The organism is Dokdonia sinensis (assembly GCF_003688895.1).
Taxonomy (GTDB): domain Bacteria; phylum Bacteroidota; class Bacteroidia; order Flavobacteriales; family Flavobacteriaceae; genus Dokdonia; species Dokdonia sinensis.
On the sequence record NZ_REFV01000001.1, the window covers coordinates 1 to 18403 of the forward strand.

The 18403-nt window shown below is 38.7% G+C and carries 14 protein-coding genes; 7 read left to right on the forward strand and 7 right to left on the reverse strand.

Translation table 11 applies throughout. The features are described from left to right. The 4 genes from EAX61_RS00005 to EAX61_RS00020 all read left to right on the forward strand — a co-directional run. Window positions 1-173: T9SS type B sorting domain-containing protein (locus EAX61_RS00005; RefSeq protein WP_147448308.1), on the forward strand; the 173-nt coding region annotated here is incomplete at its 5' end. A gap of 777 nt (window positions 174-950) precedes the next feature. Further along, the gene (locus tag EAX61_RS00010; RefSeq protein WP_430641057.1) at window positions 951-3161 is read left to right on the forward strand and encodes a RelA/SpoT family protein; all 2211 of its coding nucleotides are present in this window, start codon (window positions 951-953) and stop codon (window positions 3159-3161) included. Between the two features lie 29 nt (window positions 3162-3190). Continuing rightward, complete coding sequence (locus EAX61_RS00015; RefSeq protein WP_121915609.1) at window positions 3191-3649, forward strand: Fur family transcriptional regulator; 459 nt, start codon at window positions 3191-3193, stop codon at window positions 3647-3649. 18 nt (window positions 3650-3667) lie between these two features. Then, window positions 3668-4942 (forward strand): adenylosuccinate synthase, encoded by a 1275-nt coding sequence (locus tag EAX61_RS00020; RefSeq protein WP_121915610.1) that lies wholly within the window; start codon window positions 3668-3670, stop codon window positions 4940-4942. 82 nt (window positions 4943-5024) lie between these two features. On the opposite strand, the gene EAX61_RS00025 is transcribed toward EAX61_RS00020, so the two are convergent. The 5 genes from EAX61_RS00025 to EAX61_RS00045 all read right to left on the reverse strand — a co-directional run bounded on the left by EAX61_RS00025 (window position 5025) and on the right by EAX61_RS00045 (window position 9718). After that, the gene (locus EAX61_RS00025; protein WP_236641955.1) at window positions 5025-6086 is read right to left on the reverse strand and encodes a glycerophosphodiester phosphodiesterase; all 1062 of its coding nucleotides are present in this window, start codon (window positions 6084-6086) and stop codon (window positions 5025-5027) included. Window positions 6087-6171: 85 nt separating this feature from the next. Beyond that, window positions 6172-6633, reverse strand: a complete 462-nt coding sequence (locus EAX61_RS00030; protein WP_121915612.1) for a hypothetical protein — start codon at window positions 6631-6633, stop codon at window positions 6172-6174. Window positions 6634-6700: 67 nt separating this feature from the next. Beyond that, window positions 6701-8014, reverse strand: coding sequence for a UDP-N-acetylglucosamine 1-carboxyvinyltransferase (gene murA / locus EAX61_RS00035; protein ID WP_121915613.1), 1314 nt, complete (start codon window positions 8012-8014; stop codon window positions 6701-6703). 20 nt (window positions 8015-8034) lie between these two features. After that, on the reverse strand, window positions 8035-8685 hold the full coding sequence (locus tag EAX61_RS00040; protein ID WP_121915614.1) for a DUF4290 domain-containing protein: 651 nt from the start codon (window positions 8683-8685) through the stop codon (window positions 8035-8037). A 319-nt stretch (window positions 8686-9004) separates the two neighbouring features. Next, window positions 9005-9718 carry an SDR family oxidoreductase gene (locus tag EAX61_RS00045; RefSeq protein ID WP_121915615.1) on the reverse strand — a complete coding sequence of 238 codons (714 nt, stop codon included), beginning with the start codon at window positions 9716-9718 and terminating at the stop codon, window positions 9005-9007. 188 nt (window positions 9719-9906) lie between these two features. Here EAX61_RS00045 and EAX61_RS00050 point away from each other — a divergent pair, with 188 nt between their 5' ends. Both EAX61_RS00050 and EAX61_RS00055 read left to right on the forward strand, forming a co-directional pair. Further along, on the forward strand, window positions 9907-11010 hold the full coding sequence (locus tag EAX61_RS00050; protein ID WP_161555130.1) for an esterase-like activity of phytase family protein: 1104 nt from the start codon (window positions 9907-9909) through the stop codon (window positions 11008-11010). Between the two features lie 63 nt (window positions 11011-11073). Beyond that, window positions 11074-11349: a DUF3817 domain-containing protein gene (locus EAX61_RS00055; RefSeq protein ID WP_121915617.1), complete on the forward strand. Its 276-nt coding sequence runs from the start codon at window positions 11074-11076 to the stop codon at window positions 11347-11349. Between the two features lie 135 nt (window positions 11350-11484). On the opposite strand, the gene EAX61_RS00060 is transcribed toward EAX61_RS00055, so the two are convergent. After that, complete coding sequence (locus tag EAX61_RS00060; RefSeq protein WP_121915618.1) at window positions 11485-11850, reverse strand: DUF4870 domain-containing protein; 366 nt, start codon at window positions 11848-11850, stop codon at window positions 11485-11487. A 78-nt stretch (window positions 11851-11928) separates the two neighbouring features. On the opposite strand from EAX61_RS00060, the gene mnmE reads away from it, so the two are divergent. Next, window positions 11929-13374, forward strand: coding sequence for a tRNA uridine-5-carboxymethylaminomethyl(34) synthesis GTPase MnmE (gene mnmE / locus EAX61_RS00065; protein ID WP_121915619.1), 1446 nt, complete (start codon window positions 11929-11931; stop codon window positions 13372-13374). Between the two features lie 141 nt (window positions 13375-13515). Here mnmE and EAX61_RS00070 read toward each other — a convergent pair whose 3' ends face one another. After that, window positions 13516-18306, reverse strand: a complete 4791-nt coding sequence (locus EAX61_RS00070) for a T9SS type A sorting domain-containing protein (protein ID WP_121915620.1) — start codon at window positions 18304-18306, stop codon at window positions 13516-13518. Window positions 18307-18403: the final 97 nt, after the last annotated feature.

Consider the following 18403-nt stretch of genomic DNA (forward strand, 5'->3'; position numbering starts at 1 on the left):
ACGGGAAACTGCTAAAGCAGCTAAGCCCGACAAGCCCGGGATGGAACGGTACCTTTAACGGACAGCCAATGCCATCTAACGATTACTGGTTCAGAGTGGAATACAATGAAGCAGATGAGAACGGAGAATTGATAAAGAAAGAGTTCTCGGGGCACTTTGCGCTAAAAAGGTAGACGTTGGAAGCTAAAAAATCTAAATCTCCTGGATTATTTATAATCTAGAACTAAAAAAAACTCTCTCAGGTTTGTAATCTGGGAGAGTTTTTGGTTTAAGCAAAATAGAATAGCTTGAAGTTCTTCCCTACACCTGATATAACTTAAAAAATATTATTTAATGAAAGAAAAATCGAAAATGAAACTATATCAAAATAGAAGGAAACTAAGGACTTGTAAATTTTGAAGTTTTAAAGGACATATTTGGTTATGTAATTAAATTATTAATAGCCGTGGCTGTTTGACTTTAAAATTCAGCAAGGAATGAATAAAATGAGCATTAAAGAAGGTTTACGGGATCTCGGTTGAGTGCATTTATTAACCGGATAAAAATTTTTAGGACAGGTGAGAAAACTTTCGCGAAAGCGAAAAATATTTTATTGTGCTAAGATGGCGTAAAAGCTATATTTTCTAAATTTAATGCAATAAAAAAGTGCACCCGACTAAAAGTGCACTTTTAAAAACAACCTAACCAATAAATCATTACGCAGTTGCGCAACTCAATTATTACTTTATATATTATTTGATATTATCTTCTATTGATTAATATAAAGATACATTTGTTTAGGATATCATTAAAATAATTAAACAAAATATATCGTTAAAAATGTTTCAAATTAATTGAAATAGAGACCTTTTAGTTCTTAATGGAATGTTGAACTTGAATTAAGAATATGGATATTTCAATTTTTTTTAGCATTGTCACTTGGGCTATTAATCGTACTTTAGTTTCTACAAATGGAGTTGACACAAGAATTTATAGAGGCAGAGAATAAAGAACTTACGAGGCAGTATAAAAAACTGTTGCGCATAAGTTACCAGGCGCTTACTAAAGATGACAAGGTTCTCATTAGGAAAGCGTTTGATATTGCTGTAGATGCCCATAAAGAGCAGAGAAGAAAATCTGGCGAAGCCTATATCTTTCATCCTCTCGCGGTGGCACAAATCGTAGCTTCAGAGATAGGTCTAGATGCTACCTCTATAGCTGCGGCACTTTTACACGATGTTGTAGAGGATACAGAGTATACGCTTAATGATATCGAGCAAATGTTTGGCGAGACAGTTGCGCGTATTGTTGATGGACTGACAAAAATATCTAATTTAAAGAAGGATCGTGACGTTTCGCTTCAAGCGGAAAACTTTAGGAAGATGCTGCTTACCATTAATGACGACCCCCGTGTTATTATTATCAAAATTGCAGACCGTCTTCATAATATGCAAACCATGGATGCGATGCGTCCAGACAAACAAGCCAAAATATCTAGTGAGACCTTATACATTTATGCTCCACTTGCCCATAGAATGGGTCTTTATAATATTAAAACAGAGCTCGAAGATCTAAGTCTAAAATATACGGAACCCGAGGTTTACAATGATATAAGAGGAAAAATAAAGGAGTCTAAAGCTGAGCAAGATCAGTACATTATTGACTTTAAAAAAGTTATAGAAGATTCTCTGGATACTGAAGGGTTAAACTATGAAATTAAAGGACGCCCTAAGTCTATTTACAGTATTCGTAAAAAGATTATGACTCAAGGCGTCACCTTTGAGGAGGTTTATGACAAGTTTGCCATAAGGATTATTTATAAAAGTGACCGAGCAAATGAAAAATTTCTTGCTTGGAAAATATATTCTATAGTAACGGATCACTTTAGACCAAACCCTACTCGTTTGCGTGACTGGATATCTTCTCCCAAGACTACAGGCTATGAGGCGCTTCACATTACAGTAATGGGATTGAAGGGCAGATGGGTAGAAGTTCAAATACGCTCTGATAGAATGAATGAAATTGCCGAAAAGGGCTATGCTGCTCACTTTAAATATAAACAGGGAGACGATAAGGATAAAGGTCTAGACGAATGGATCAATAGACTGCAAGAAGCTCTCGAAAGTTCAGATCAAAGCGCTGTGGACTTTGTTGAGAATTTTAAACTTAACCTTTATAACAAAGAGATATTTGTATTTACACCTCAGGGTGAGCTCAAGTCTTTACCTAAAGGTGCTACGCCTCTAGACTTTGCTTTTAGTGTACATACAGAGGTTGGCATGCACACAAGAGGTGCACGAGTAAACGGTAAGCTGGTTCCGCTAAGCAACGAATTAAAAAGTGGGGATCAGGTAGATATTATCACATCAGACCAAGCAAAACCTACAAGTAACTGGCTCGATTATGCAACCACAGCGCGTGCACGTTCTAAGATAAAATCTTCTCTTAAAGATGAAAAGAAAGATATTGCGGCCGAGGGTAAAGTTGTGCTTTCGCGAAAGCTTAAATCTCAGAAAATAGCACTCAACGAAAAGACAATTAATGAACTCGTTTCATACTTTAAATTGGGAACTAGTTTAGATCTTTTTTATCGAGTTGGTACCGGCGTAATAGATAATAAAATGATTAAAGAGTTTGCTGCTCAACGTAGCAATGCGCTTATGTCTTTTATTAAGAGTAAGATTCGTAAGCCAACCATTCAAGAAAATATAGATAGGGATGAAATTACGGCAAAATATGACTCTCTTGTTTTTGGTAAGGAAGAACAAAAGCTTGATTATACTTTAGCAAAATGCTGTAATCCAATTCCTGGAGACTCTGTTTTCGGATTTACTACTATAAAGGAGGGGATTAAAGTGCACAAACACAATTGTCCTAATGCTATAGACATGCGTAGTAAATACGCTTACCGGATATTAACCGCAAAATGGATAGACTCTAGTGCCGAGGGATATAAAGTGGACATTGCTCTTACGGGGATAGACAATTTAGGGCTTGTGAGTCAAGTAACTGCCGAAATATCTGGACACATGCACGTGGATATGCGTAATATCAACTTTTCTACAAATCACGGAGTTTTTAAAGGGCAAATAACAGTCGTGGTACAGAATCAAGGAGTGTTGAAAACTCTTATAGAAAACCTCAAAAAAATCAACGGAATAGATAAAGTCACTCGACTGTAATTCCGTAAATTCGCATCTTAATACCACCTATGTCAGCCAGCGGCAACATCAATAAAGATCAAGAAGTCGTAAAAAATGTTTTTACGATGTATCTAGAGGAAAAAGGGCATCGTAAAACCCCTGAGCGATTTGCTATACTTCAGGAAATCTATAATAACGATGAACATTTTGATATTGAGTCTTTATATATTAATATGAAGAATAAAAACTATCGCGTAAGTAGAGCTACGCTGTACAATACGATAGAACTGTTGTTGGAATGTGGACTCGTGCGTAAACATCAGTTTGGGAACAACCAAGCGCAGTACGAGAAATCATATTTTGACAAACAGCATGACCATGTAATTCTGACAGATACGGGAGAGGTCATAGAATTTTGTGATCCGCGCATTCAATCTATAAAGAAAACCATCGAAGAGGTATTTGATATTACGATAGATAAGCATTCGCTTTATTTCTATGGTAAGAAAAATGAGGCTTCAAACTAACCATACAATTATAACGCAATGGCAGTAGACTTGCTACTAGGACTCCAATGGGGAGACGAAGGAAAAGGAAAAATCGTTGACGTTCTTACAAAGGACTACGATATCATCGCACGCTTTCAAGGTGGACCCAATGCTGGACACACTTTAGAGTTTGACGGTATCAAGCACGTATTGCATACAATTCCTTCTGGAATTTTTCACGATAATGCGCTTAATGTCATTGGTAACGGAGTTGTTATTGACCCTGTTATTTTTAAGAAAGAGCTTGAGAATTTAGATCAATTTGAAGGATTAGATTATAAAGCAAAGCTTCTTATCTCTCGCAAGGCTCACCTCATCCTGCCTACGCACCGATTGCTAGATGCAGCTTCTGAGGCGTCAAAAGGAAAAGCAAAAATAGGCTCTACTTTAAAAGGAATAGGACCCACCTATATGGATAAAACGGGCCGTAATGGTATTAGAGTAGGAGATCTTGAGCTTGCAGATTGGAAAGATCGATATAGCGCCTTGCGCGACAAGCATATTGCAATGATCGATTTTTATGACGCAAAAATCGATTACAATCTTGAGGAGCTAGAAACTGAATTTTTTAAGGCAATTAAAGTTCTTAAGTCCCTAAAATTTATTGATTCTGAAGAGTATTTATATCAAGCACAAAAAGCAGGAAAATCTATTCTAGCTGAGGGTGCTCAAGGATCTTTACTTGATATTGATTTTGGGACGTATCCATTTGTAACCTCATCTAATACAACTGCCGCAGGTGCTTGTACTGGGTTAGGTGTTGCTCCTAATCAGATCGGTGAAGTTTTTGGAATCTTTAAGGCGTATACTACACGTGTAGGTTCCGGACCATTTCCGACAGAACTTTTTGACGAAGATGGAGAAACGATGGGACGTGTAGGAAATGAATTTGGTGCTACTACAGGAAGACCACGTCGTTGTGGCTGGTTAGATCTTGTTGCTTTAAAATATGCTGTACAAGTAAATGGTGTTACACAACTTATGATGATGAAAGGCGATGTACTTTCAGGTTTTGATACACTTAAAGTGTGTACGGCATACAAATACAAGGGAGAAACTATAGAGCATTTACCTTACAATATAGAACCAGAGAATGTAGATGTAGTCTATAAAGAAATGAAAGGATGGCAAGCAGATCTTACTGGAATGACAGAAGCATCACAACTTCCATCAGCATTGATGGAATATATCGAGTTTCTTGAAAAAGAGCTTCAAACACCGATCAAGATTGTTTCTGTAGGACCAGATCGTACACAGACGATATTGAGGTAAGGGGGAAAGTAGAAAAACGAAAGTAGAGATTAGATTGTCTATTTAGGCTTTGCCAAAAATCAAAATTCAAAACCGTTCAGAATTATTGCTGAGCGGTTTTTTTATTGTGATTATATCTGGCCTTTACGGCAATATCAGTGTAATCTGAAAACACACCATCTACACCTGCTTGAAAAAACAACTCGTATTCACTTTCCGGTCGCTCATCTGTACGCCACTTATCATCTTCATTTCTGAAAGTGTATGGGTGAACTTTGAGATTGTATTTATGAGCGAGATAAACAAAATCTGATGGAGGTAACAACTCCATCTTACCTTCATTATTTGTTTTGTGCGATATGATGAATGGTTTCCAAGGCCCTAATCCATCAGCATAGGTTGCGGTAAATTTCATTCCCTCTTCTGTAGTATAAAATTGGTAAGTGCGAGTATCGTGAGCAATATAGAAATCATAGGGTTGTCCTTCTGGGTTATAACTACCATCTCTATCAGTAAACAGAAGCGTCCCATCATCCTGAATGCAAGTCGCACCTATAAGTTGAATCAGTTTTACATCGGTGTACTTGTTCAAATACTGTAATGATGCCACTTCAAAACATTGCACATATACAGGAGCATCCTTTGTTGTCCATCCTGCAACTTTTAAATGATCTAGAAATTTATCTTCCATTGGTAATCCTAAATCTTTATGGAAAGTAGGATGTTTTAATTCTGGATAAATGCCTACTGGTTTTCCTGATTTAGTTTTTGATTGTTTAGCGAGCATAACGATTTCTTCAAAAGTCGGTATCTCAAAAATGTCATTATGTTCTTGAGGACGTTTGGGCCACGGCTGTCGCGCCCTTAAGGTTTTGAGCTCTTTTAGCGTAAAATTTGATACAAACCAATCTGTGATTTTAATGCCATCTACTACTTTTGTGGTTTTCCGATTTTTAAACTCCTTTCTGTCAGCTACGTCCGTCGTTTTTGAAATATAAGGTTCGTGACGTGCTACTAGAACTCCATCTTTAGTCATTACCAAATCAGGCTCAATATAATCTGCGCCTAGCTCTATGGCTTTTTTATAGCCCTCTAAGGTATGTTCAGGAAAGATGGATTGTGCTCCTCTGTGGGCAATGACGATTGGGATTTTATTTGAGGTCATAACTATTGGAACTTTTGAATCGTTACAAGCAATGAATACTAATAGAAAAGCAAAATGAAATTTACTCCACATATTGAGCATATTACTATTGTGAGTTCAATACTGATTTCAACCTCTTAAAGAGAATTTTCTCTTGGAAGCGATATATGAGCCAAAACCAAATAAGTATAAGCGGTATGTATAAAAGAGTTACATACGAAGTATCATCCTGAGTTATAAGACCTATAAGGTTTGCTAAAATCGTAAATCCAGCTAAAAGATATAACTCTATTCGGACTCTGGTTCTTAAAATGATTTTGGATGTACCATCTTCTTGTGATATTAAAGTCGCATAGCCCGATATTCCCAAATCACTTCTATAGAATCCTCTAATTTGTAAAGTACCGAGAGACCATTTTGAGAAGAACAAAAAATGGTGGTAGTCCTGCCATTCAATCTGTACACGCTTGTTATTATTTAATCGAATCTTCTCATTTAACTCATCAATACTTCCCGAATATACAATTTCGTCACTCAGTATAATTTTATTGATAAATTTACCTAGCACAATTTAGAGGTATGTTAGAGCCACAATAATGCGTTTTATGTATACGCTTTCGCGAAAGCGTAAAAACTTAATCTATCCTTACAATCTTTGCTCCTATCGCACGCAATCTATCATCTATATTTTCATAACCACGATCTATTTGCTCGATATTATGAATGGTCGATGTTCCCTTTGCACTTAGAGCAGCAATAAGCAACGATATTCCAGCGCGTATGTCAGGAGAGGTCATCGTTGTTGCCTTAAGCTGCGACTTAAAGTTGTGACCGATGACAGTCGCACGGTGAGGATCACATAGTATAATCTTTGCTCCCATATCGATAAGCTTGTCTGTAAAGAAGAGTCTACTCTCGAACATTTTTTGGTGGATCATTACCTCGCCCTTGGCTTGGGTCGCAGTGACGAGCATAATACTCAAAAGGTCTGGAGTAAACCCTGGCCACGGCGCATCTGCAATTGTCATAAAAGAACCATCAATGTAACTCTCGATGGTGTAGCCATCTTTATGAGCGGGAATATAGATATCGTCGCCCCTGCGCTCTAATGTGATTCCCAGTTTTCTAAAGGTGTTAGGGATAATCCCAAGGTCGTCCCAAGAAACGTCTTTTATTGTAATTTCACTCTTGGTCATTGCGGCAAGTCCTATCCACGATCCTATCTCGATCATATCTGGAAGTACGCGGTGTTTGCAACCGCCCAATGTCTTTACCCCTTCTATGTGAAGCATGTTAGAACCTACGCCTGTAATTTTTGCACCCATACTGTTGAGCATTTTACAGAGCTGCTGTAAATAGGGCTCACAGGCTGCATTGTATATAGTGGTTTTCCCTTTGGCAAGCACAGCAGCCATTACAATATTTGCTGTTCCTGTTACCGATGCTTCGTCTAAAAGCATATATGTACCCGTAAGACCCTTAGGTGCTTCTACTCCATAAAAACGTTCCTCACGATTATAGCGGAAGTTTGCTCCTAAGTTTATAAAACCTTGAAAGTGGGTATCCAGACGGCGGCGACCTATTTTATCACCTCCAGGACGCGGAATATATCCTTTACCAAAACGTGCTAGCAACGGCCCCACAATCATAATAGAACCACGTAATCCTGCACCGTCCGTTTTAAACTGCTCACTTTCCAGATAATCTAGTTGTAGGTCATCACTTTGAAAAGTAAATTCTCCTTTCTTTATTTTTTGAATCTTAACTCCCAGATTACTTAAAATCTGAATAAGCTTATTTACATCCCTAATATCTGGGATGTTACTTATGGTAACTTTTTCAGGGGTTAGCAATACCGCACATAAGATTTGAAGTGCTTCGTTTTTTGCGCCTTGTGGTTGGATGTCACCTTTAAGTGGGTGACCTCCCTCGATCTGAAATGTTGCCATAAATTATATAAGAGTGTTTTTTAGTATCGCTTCTTGCGAGTGTAGTTACCTTTTCCTTTTGATTTTTTTACTGGGTGGTCGGAGGCTTTTGCCTTCTTAGATGCGCGTATCAAACGATCACTATCGCGCAAGTCTTCATCCTTATCCTTAAGATTAATTTCGCCATTACTGAGTTCAAAAAGATGATTAAAAATCACATCATCCTCTACCGTATCTTTATTCCAATTGAGAAAACATTTTTTCATGTGGTTTGCAATTGTAATTACAAGTGCATCTCTCAACTCTCCTTTTTCCCAGCTCTTTGCCACATCAATCATTCTTTTAATATTGTTTCCGTAAAAACGATATTTAGGAAAATTCTGTGGGTATTCCAGTGGTTCTGGGCGTTCTGCAAGTTCTTCTCTAGACGGTTTCCCAAAAGGAGACTCTACGTCAAGATCAAAATCTGCCATTATAAAAAGCTGGTCCCACAGCTTGTGCTGGAAATCTGGCACATCACGCAAGTGCGGCTGTAAATTTCCCATTACGGCAATAATTCCTTTTGCCTGCTTATTGCGCTCCTCCGAATCTTCTATTTCTCTTGTCTGATCTATCATTTTTTGAATATGGCGTCCATACTCAGGTATGATCAGATGATCGCGCTCTGTATTGTATTCTAACTGGTCTATCAATTGTAAATAATTAAGTGAAGTCGTCTACCTTAGTAAACAGTTGCAAAATACTAAAAATTGTGTAACTGTGGAGTAAATATTGAGATTTGACAAAAGATTGGGAAAAGGGCTGGTTTTCGCTTTTGCGAAAGGGAGACTTCGGACTTGAACTTGAAATCGAATTTGAACTTGAATTCGATTTCAAAATCTAAAAAAATGGATTCGTGCCGGTTTCGCGACAGATAGCAATACAATTAAAAAAAATAAAACGATTGAAGAAACGGCAACTTCCACCTTCCACTTTACAACTGCTACTGCTACTGAAAACTGCCACTAAAAACTACTTCACTGGCGGTTTACTAGGCCTCACCTCAACCTTGCTAGGCAATGTGCGTGGGTTCATATTTAATAAATCTACAACCATCTGCCCAATGTCCTCTGGTTGTATACGCCAGTCCGTACCTTCCTCTGGAGATCGACCGCCAAAATGACTACTCACCGATCCAGGCATTATTGTAGTGACCTTTACATCGTCCTGTCTAAGGTCCAGCATTAATGCTTGTGTAAATCCTGTAACACCAAATTTACTTGCATTATAGGCCGTTCCTCCCGCAAAAAAGTTTGTACCCGCAAGACTGGAAATGGTCATAATATACCCCTTTGACCTTTTAAGTGCCGTAACACTTGCTTTTACAGAATAAAAGACGCCAGTCAGATTGGTTTCAATAACCTCGTTCCATTGCTCAACAGTCATATCTTCGATGGACTTAAAATGCCCCAGTCCAGCATTTGCGATTAATATATCCAGTTTACCGAAGGTCTTTATCGTCTCATTGACGGCGCGCTCTTGACTTTCATAGTCTCGGACGTCTGCTTCTAAACCTAAGGCTCTATTATCGTTCTGAGACAATTGTTTTGCAGCCTCTTCGGCAGATGCTTTGTCACGGCTTGTGATAGCAACATTTATTCCTAATTTTATGAGCGCCTGAGCAATTCCGTATCCTATTCCCTTTGTCCCACCCGTGATTAGGGCTACTTTACCTTTATGATCCATATATTCTTTTTTGTATGCTTAAAGATAGGTACGCTTTCGCGAAAGCGGACAACTAATTATTTTAAACTATTCCTAAAATATACTTCAAATCCAAGTTTATACTTTGCTCTGAATAATTTTAAGACCTTTGAGTTAGAATTAATACGGCTTAGATGCTGATTGTTTACGGCGGGAAAAGTGAAAAATTTATGAAAAAGATCTACTCAATACTAATGACCGCAGGATTCGTATGTGTTTCTTGTGGTTCAAGAATGTCAACGACCAAACAATCAAGTGACATCACTGCGCTCAATTATATTGCTGAAATAATCATCCCTCAAGGATTCATTTTTGAAGGTGAAGAAGTAGGTGGTTTATCGGCTATTGACTATGCAAATGGCAGTTGGTATGTCCTGAGTGATGATCGTAAAAGTCCGCGGTATTACAGTCTTGGTCTCAATTACAATACCAATGGATTTGAAAATCCTAAAATTTTAGGCGTCGCTGCGCTTAAAAGCAAAAACAATCTCCCTTTTAAATCAGGGCTGGCAGACCCAGAATCGTTGCGCGTTTCTGGTGCTAATGAGCTATACTGGAGCAGTGAGGGAAATATAAGTACCGGAATTCATCCTTTTATATATCGGGCGTCCAGAGATGGCACTTATATTGCAGAAATTAAATTACCTAATCGCTATCTCGCGGGTCAAGATGCAAAAAATGGTCCTAGAAATAATGGAGTGTTTGAGGCGCTATCGTTAGATTACAATAGTAATAATTTATGGGTTACGACAGAACTACCTCTTGTTCAAGATGGTGAGATCCCTACGAGTAAAAGCGCAACGTCACCAGTAAGAATTGCAAACATTAATGTCGCCAAAAATACTTTTGAAAGCGAATACGTTTATATGCTTGATAAAGTAGCACGCCCAGGAAAAATGGAGGTAAATGGTATAACCGAAATCTTATCTTATTCCAAAAACAGGCTCCTTATTCTAGAACGTTCCTACGCTTCGGGACATAGCGATGGAGGGAACAATGTAAAAATTTATAAAGTAGACATTTCTGGGGCTACAGATGTAAGTAAAATAAACAACTTAAGTAATACAGATTTTACTCCTGTTGAGAAGACACTCCTCTTTGATTTTAACACGATAAGAGCACAATTACCTTCTGGAAGAGTAGATAATATTGAGGGAATGACCTTTGGGCCATTACTTGAAAATGGGAAGAAATCCCTAGTTGTTATCTCAGATAATAACTTTAATAACTTTGGCGAGCAAGTGACACAACTTATCCTTTTTGAAGTGGAGTAAAATATCAGTAGCAGACGGGTTGTAATTAAGCTTTGGCACTTATTTTTGTATAAAATTATCGCTATGCTTAAAAGCTTCCGCCTCATCAGTATTCTGGAGGGAATTTCTTTTCTTCTCATCCTTTTTGTAACAATGCCTCTCAAATATATCTGGGATAATGGCGATCCAAATAAGGTCATCGGGATGGCGCACGGCGTACTTTTTTTGGCTTATGTTGTAATGGCCTTTATGATGAAGCCAGAGCTTAAATGGAATAATAAAACACTGGGAATCGTTTTACTGTGCTCCATAATACCTTTTGGAACTTTCTGGATGGACAGGAGATATCTTAGAAATTGAAGTGAACTTGAAAGTAAATATGATAAATAAAGCCGACTCTTACGAATCGGCTAGAATAGTTTAGATGTTTGCTTCTGAAATAAATTTAGAATAAATTTCGCGAACCTGCCTGACGGCAGGCAGGAGCGGAATTACCTACGTGAATAATGGCAAGCTTATATAGTAATTGGGCTTCTCGCCATTACTTACTTTTATTGCGTTTATAATAGGCAAAATAAATGCGAGAATGCATATTGCTAATAAACCTAAGAGACCAAGCCCTAATAAGAGTATGGCAGGAATACAGATAAGCGCATAGATAAACATACTGATTTGAAAGTTCAAAATTGCTTTTCCGTGGGCGTCCATCCCGTGGATTTTGTCTTTATTTACAATCCAAAGTATAAGCGGTACGATAAACCCTCCAAAACCGGTTACATAATCCAGTAATTGAGAAAGGTGAGTGAGTACTAAAAGATTGCGGTCCTCGCGTACGGGAACGCCGTCGTGAATGATTTCCATAGTTTTGATTTTTTCTGATTGATACTTATAAGTAGTGTTAATCGTAAAAATGTTACACCTTTCCGTAATTTTGCAGTAATGAATATACAAGATACTATTGTTGCGCTTGCAAGTCCCGCTGGGGCTGGAGCCATTGCTGTAATTCGAGTTTCTGGTACAGATGCAATCAATATTTGCACCCCTTTATTTAAATCGATACACGATAAAAATCTGGCAAAACAGAAAACACATACCATACACTTGGGTCATATAATAGACGGAGAGCGAGTGATCGACCAGGTTTTAGTTTCGCTTTTTAGAGGGAGTAATTCTTATACAGGTGAACCTACGGTTGAGATTTCTTGCCACGGCTCTAGTTACATTCAGCAAGAGATCATTCAATTACTATTGCGCTCTGGGTGTCGTGCAGCGCAGCCTGGAGAATTTACGCTACGCTCGTTTATAAACGGCAAGATGGACCTAAGTCAAGCCGAAGCGGTTGCAGACCTCATTGCTAGCGACAACGAAGCGAGCCACCAGATTGCAATGCAACAAATGCGCGGCGGCTTCTCAAACGAGATTGCTGCTTTACGCAAGGAGCTACTGGATTTTGCCTCGCTCATAGAACTAGAGCTGGACTTTGCAGAAGAGGATGTAGAATTTGCAGATAGGACACAGTTTAAAGAACTCGTGGCGCGCATTATGAAGGTGTTAAAACGCCTAATAGATTCTTTTGCCACAGGAAATGTGATTAAAAACGGGATTCCCGTAGCCATCGTGGGAGAACCTAACGTAGGAAAATCTACCCTTCTTAACGCGCTTCTCAATGAGGATCGGGCGATTGTATCTGATATTGCAGGCACCACTAGAGATACGATTGAGGATGAGCTTTCTATAGGTGGAATAGGCTTCCGATTTATTGACACCGCAGGAATACGAGAGACGACCGATACTATTGAGGGACTCGGAATTAAAAAGACTTTTGAGAAGATTAAGCAGGCACAAGTGGTGGTATACTTGTTTGATGCTTCTTTAATTCAGAATTCAGAATTCAGAATTCAGAAACCCTCTCTGCCTGCGGCATCTCTCCCAGGGGGAGAGAATTATTCGTCAGTTTTATTTGAGATTGAGAAGATTAAGAATCAATTTCCATTAAAGCCACTTGTGGTTATTGCAAATAAAGTGGATCAACTAGACTCTGCTGAAATCTTAAATCTTAAATCTCAAATCCCTAATATTCATTTGCTCTCTGCCAAAGAGAATATGGGAGTGGACGAGCTGAAATCAAAATTACTAGACTTCGTAAATACGGGAGCCCTGCGCAATGACGAAACTATTGTTACAAATTCGCGTCACTACGATGCTTTACTAAAAGCACTTGAAGAGATAGAAAAAGTGCAATATGGTCTTGAGACTGGACTTACGGGGGATTTAATGGCTATTGATATTCGAGAGGCTTTGTATCATTTTGGTGAAATCACGGGACAAGTAACTAACGATGAACTACTTGGGAATATATTTTCTCAGTTTTGTATTGGAAAATAGGTTGTTACGCTTTCGCGAAAGCGTAAAATTAACAGCTCAAATATTTGAATGAATACAGCGCTCAATTAGAATAGAAAAACCTCAAAATGGAAAAACCGTCTCAAATGAATGAGACGGTTTTTCCATTTCTATAACTCGACATTAATAAACAACAAGCTTCTTTATTGTACTTGTTTTTCCATTTGAGATTTTGACCATATACACCCCTTTAGCTAAACCGGAAACATCTACTGTTTCTTGAGCATTAGAGCCTGTAAAACCTACTTGTTTCACATGTTTCCCATTTGTATCATAGATCTCAAGATGCTGGATAACGTCATCGTTAGAAGTTTTTATGGTAACACTATCTGTTGCGGGATTAGGGAAGAGCTGTATCCTTTTTTCAAATAGTACTTGCTCAGAAACGCCTAAATTCTCTGGCGATTTAAAGGCTAGAGCAAATCGCTCACTACTGTTGATGGCATTTGTTGTAAAGGAGTACGATTTCTCTTTAAGGTTTACATAAGTTTGGGTCGCAAAATCAATGAGATAAATAGGGGTACTGTCTATTTGCACTCCTTCAATATCATCTAAGGAAATTATGTACGGAGTAATTTCCTCAATTGCTGTTGCTACTCCTACTTCAATAATCATTTCCTGATCAAAGGATTCTCTCCCTTGAATACCCAATTGCTCACCACTTTTTATTGTTGTATAAATGGAAATAGGAGTGGCCATACGTTTACTATCATAGCCTCTATCCATTCCTTCAGATGCTTCTGCAAGAAAACCTATAGCCGTTTTGCTCTGCAAGTCGTGTTGCTCATTAGATAATTTAAGCCAGATGAGGTTTCTTTCACTTTGTGTTCTGTATTGGTTATTGTTACCAGAAACTCTCATTTCATTGTTAAAAGTAACTTCGGTGGTCGCCATTGCAGCTTGATCTGCCTTTATAGCAAATCCCTGACCAGAAGCAATGTATCGCGATGGAACGCTTCCTGGTTTATTAGGAGCGGCCATACCAGTAGTAAGATTAAGCATTGAGAAATCCTGCATTGAGGGATTAGCTCCAAGATATCCTGGATAAGTAGTGCTAGGAGTTGTCGCATGCTCCCAAAAATATACCTCATTAATCATAGGATTAGATGCAATCAAGGATCTTACGTCTATTGCAGATGGATATGGATTTCCTAGTAAATTGAAATTATTCTCAGTCGTTCCATTGTATTGTATGGGATAGGTAACTATACCGTTGTTTAACGTTCCCTTAGTGTATACAAAGTCGTAAGAGGTTGTAACACCATTAGCTATATATGAATCTTGAGGATAGATGATCAATCCCTCTCCAGGAACAATATCCTCAGACGCGTTATGATTTCCTAAAAACGTATTATCTACACTCAAAAAAGTTTCCGCACCCATGTAAGGCGCATAATTTTGCACCAATGGATCTGCTTCAAAGTTTTCTGGTATTAGATAAATGACACGAAATGCTTGATCGATAGTTGACGTCGCGGCATCTACTACGTTTCCGTAGACTCCATCGCGCGTTTCGGCGGTCATCGGTGAGCTCGCAAACATAAAATCGCGTGGTGCCATATCCAGCGTAGTCTTACGTACTTCGATAACTGCTCCAGCTCCCTTAGTCACCACAGCGGCATCGTCCACCTGCAATACGCTTCCTTCGTGTTCTATAATGAGCGTTCCGTTCACGGTTATATTTCCCGCAGCCTTGAGATAAGTCTCCGGACTTACTATCACCGTTGCTCCTACGGCAATTTCAATCTCACAAGCCTCTATATTTCCAATACTCGTATTATAGTTAGCCGTAAAAATTGCTTTTTCATTCTCTGTAGGAGCGCCCAGGCTCCAGGCTCCATTATACGTTGAGGTTAACGAACATGCTGGAGACGGTCTAATAATGACCATATAATCCTCTACTTCTCCCGCATCAAAATTACAAGCTTGAGGATCATTAAAAAATGAATTCCGTACTCTTAACCGTGTTACTTCATCTGTTACGGCGTCCAGGGGTATTGTAAAATTCCCAGTGGATACATTAGAAGCATACGGAGCCATTGTAATAGTTTCTATATCGTCAAAGGACGCATCTCTATTAAAATCGATCCACGCACCCGCTTGATCACCTGTAAAGGCAAATTGTAAACTCACAGATAAATCATACGACTCACCAGCGATGAATTCGATAGGCGTGTTGTTGTAAACAGTATATCCATCATTGCCGGAAGGATTAGAATATAGTGTTGTTGCAGCATCATCAATTTCAACAAGATTTATGAAATCCGAGGTTCCATTCTGAACACTAGGCGTACAGTATTCAAAAGGTTTTACCGTATACATAAATTTGTATGTCTCACTCTTATCGCCAGAATCGCCTTCGGCGAAAACCTTGAAGTATACATCAGTTCCTTCTGGGAAATCTGGTATTGGAACATCTGTAACCCAAATATTTCCACTTGTATTGGTCATCGGCAACGTATTTGCCTCAACACTAAAATCTGGGTTGTCTATAGACCATCTGGCATAGATATCCGTAAGCGTACCACTGTACTCAATTTCTGAAGTGATAAATTGAGGCACACTTGTTTTAGGCAGGTCATCTGTAGGTTGATTTGTTATAGTAGTAATTTCTATAGATGGGTAGGCAGATCTCCCTACAAGATCATACTCCCACAAACCGCGTCCCCAGGTCGCAGCTTTAAGCGTGTTTGCTCCAAAATTTATTTCTAACTCTTCTATTGTAGTATTTGGCATACCAGTATTATATAATGTCCAGGTATTGCCATTTAATGGTTTAGCATATACTCCTATTTCTGTTCCCAGATAAATATATTTTTGTGGATCATTATCTATCACTATCGTATGTACTGGAATGTCCCCTATGTTATACGTGATGTTTTGCCAACTCGCACCACCATCTTCAGACATATAGACTTTCTCACCATTATCCTGATAGCTTGCGTTAACAACAAAAATCCTATCATCATCCTCGTAGTCAAATGCTATATCCTGAATACTGTGACTAGGGAGTCCACTACTTATATCAATGAATGTAACCCCTTGATCTGTTGATTTTTCAATGTTGCTACCATTGGAAACGATTATGATATCACTATTGTTCTGTGCGATTTCAGCTAGTTGCATACTTCCTGAGAATGATGGACTTCCTTGTAATGTATAACTTGATCCAAAGTCTTCACTTTTACGCACTCCGTCTCGAAAATCATAAATTGTTAGATGATGATTAGGATCATAAGCGATAGGTGCTTCCCAGTAGCCACTTGCCGATCCAGAAGGTGTCACCCCATCTTGCGAAAAACCTCCATCTTTGGTTCGGCGACGCCCTCCATTCTGTATACTGGAGATCATCCAGTCTGGATTGAGTGGGTGTATAAGCGCCTCCATTCCATCTGCTCCATAAAATTCAATCCATCCAGATTCTTTGTAAATACTGGTACCATTATCTTGTGAGCCTAAAATGGCAACGCCATTATTAGACTGACTTAATCCTAATTTGTAATTTTCTCTTACTCCTACTCCATCAACCATGATATTCTCCCAAGTAAGACCATTGTCTTGACTTTTGGCAACTGTACCATCGGTACCTAAATATAATGTCCCATTTACAGAAACAACTCTTCTCAAATCAGCGTGTACATATACGTCACTATTGTCATAGCGTTCTTGAAATCCTCCAGCGCCGTGCTCTGCACTACCTAGAGACCACCAGCTTCTTTGGTTAAATGATGCGCCTTCATCATCTGATGAAAAGACATCAATACCCCCAGTGATCATATTAGTCTCATCTTGATCGTTTACTCCAAATGCTCCTACACCCACACCCGGATTTGTTATTAATGTAAACGTTTCTCCTTCATTTGAAGATTTATAAATACCACTGCTCGACGCATAATATACATTTTGAGGAGCCGCAGGACTTATATCAAATTCTCCAAAAGCATTATTATTTCCAGGAATTTCACTTGTACGTGTAAAAGTGTCACCACCGTCAGTAGATTTTAAAAGATAATCCCTGTGATTATTAAAGAAATAATAGTTGTATGTGTAGACAATTTGATCATTTGTAGGGTGAAAACCTATGGTATAAAACTGCCCGCCATCATAAACTTCAGTCCAAGTGGCAAGACCATCCGTAGATTTATACAAACCATCAGATGTTCCTACAAAAACGGTATTTGCTATCGTAGGGTGATATATGATTCTCTGAATTGAAAAATTAGAACCCAGTCCACCTTTATTAAGGTTTGATGGATTGAATGCTGTTTCATTTAACGTGGCTCCACCATCTGTGCTTTCATATATTCCGTAAGTAGTACCGTTGCGCGAGTTACGCACATTGACTAAGAGATGGTCCGTATTATAAGGATTTACCGCGAGAGTGTTTACACCGCTAGCAGGAAGGAAGTCCGTACTACCGCCTACCCAATTTTGACCACCATCTACACTACGCCACAATCCTCCACTACGTGACCCGATATATAACTTTTGTTCATTTGCTGGATCTGCATAAACATCTTCTATCCGCCCTATTCCTGCCGCATAATGACCTGTGATCAAGTCAACAGAATTCGGGCCAAGCTCTCTCCAGCCCGTCATCATTTTTGTTGTAGCAAACTGTTCTGGATATCGCGACTGATACGATTCTAGAGCATTTTTTGCAAAGTTAGGGTCTACAAGATCACGTTTTCCAGAAGGGTAGAATTTATACTCATTATTATTTTTCCACCTCGCAAACTGTTTGTACCCCGAACCCTTTGCATCTTTATCAATCGTCCTAAAATAAGCTTCACCACTAGCAACAACGTCATAAAAGTTTATAGACGGGTCATCCATCATCTGCTTATACTCTTGAGCAAATCCATTTCCAATCGCAAAAAACAAAATCAGGGTAAAAAGTAAACATCTAATCATATATCAATATTTTTATAATAAACACCATAAGCCACCCGATTCAAGTGAACTTAGCAGGAGTTATACCTATGGTATTTCATCGGTAAAAAATAACATT

Coding starts and splice junctions, on each gene's coding strand:
- EAX61_RS00050 (WP_161555130.1), top strand. CDS start 9,907: ATGAAAAAGATCTACTCAATACTAATGACCGCAGGATTCGTATGTGTT.
- EAX61_RS00010 (WP_430641057.1), top strand. CDS start 951: ATGGAGTTGACACAAGAATTTATAGAGGCAGAGAATAAAGAACTTACG.
- EAX61_RS00070 (WP_121915620.1), bottom strand. CDS start 18,306: ATGATTAGATGTTTACTTTTTACCCTGATTTTGTTTTTTGCGATTGGA.
- EAX61_RS00020 (WP_121915610.1), top strand. CDS start 3,668: ATGGCAGTAGACTTGCTACTAGGACTCCAATGGGGAGACGAAGGAAAA.
- EAX61_RS00060 (WP_121915618.1), bottom strand. CDS start 11,850: ATGGAAATCATTCACGACGGCGTTCCCGTACGCGAGGACCGCAATCTT.
- mnmE (WP_121915619.1), top strand. CDS start 11,929: ATGAATATACAAGATACTATTGTTGCGCTTGCAAGTCCCGCTGGGGCT.
- EAX61_RS00045 (WP_121915615.1), bottom strand. CDS start 9,718: ATGGATCATAAAGGTAAAGTAGCCCTAATCACGGGTGGGACAAAGGGA.
- EAX61_RS00025 (WP_236641955.1), bottom strand. CDS start 6,086: ATGACCTCAAATAAAATCCCAATCGTCATTGCCCACAGAGGAGCACAA.
- EAX61_RS00055 (WP_121915617.1), top strand. CDS start 11,074: ATGCTTAAAAGCTTCCGCCTCATCAGTATTCTGGAGGGAATTTCTTTT.
- murA (WP_121915613.1), bottom strand. CDS start 8,014: ATGGCAACATTTCAGATCGAGGGAGGTCACCCACTTAAAGGTGACATC.
- EAX61_RS00015 (WP_121915609.1), top strand. CDS start 3,191: ATGTCAGCCAGCGGCAACATCAATAAAGATCAAGAAGTCGTAAAAAAT.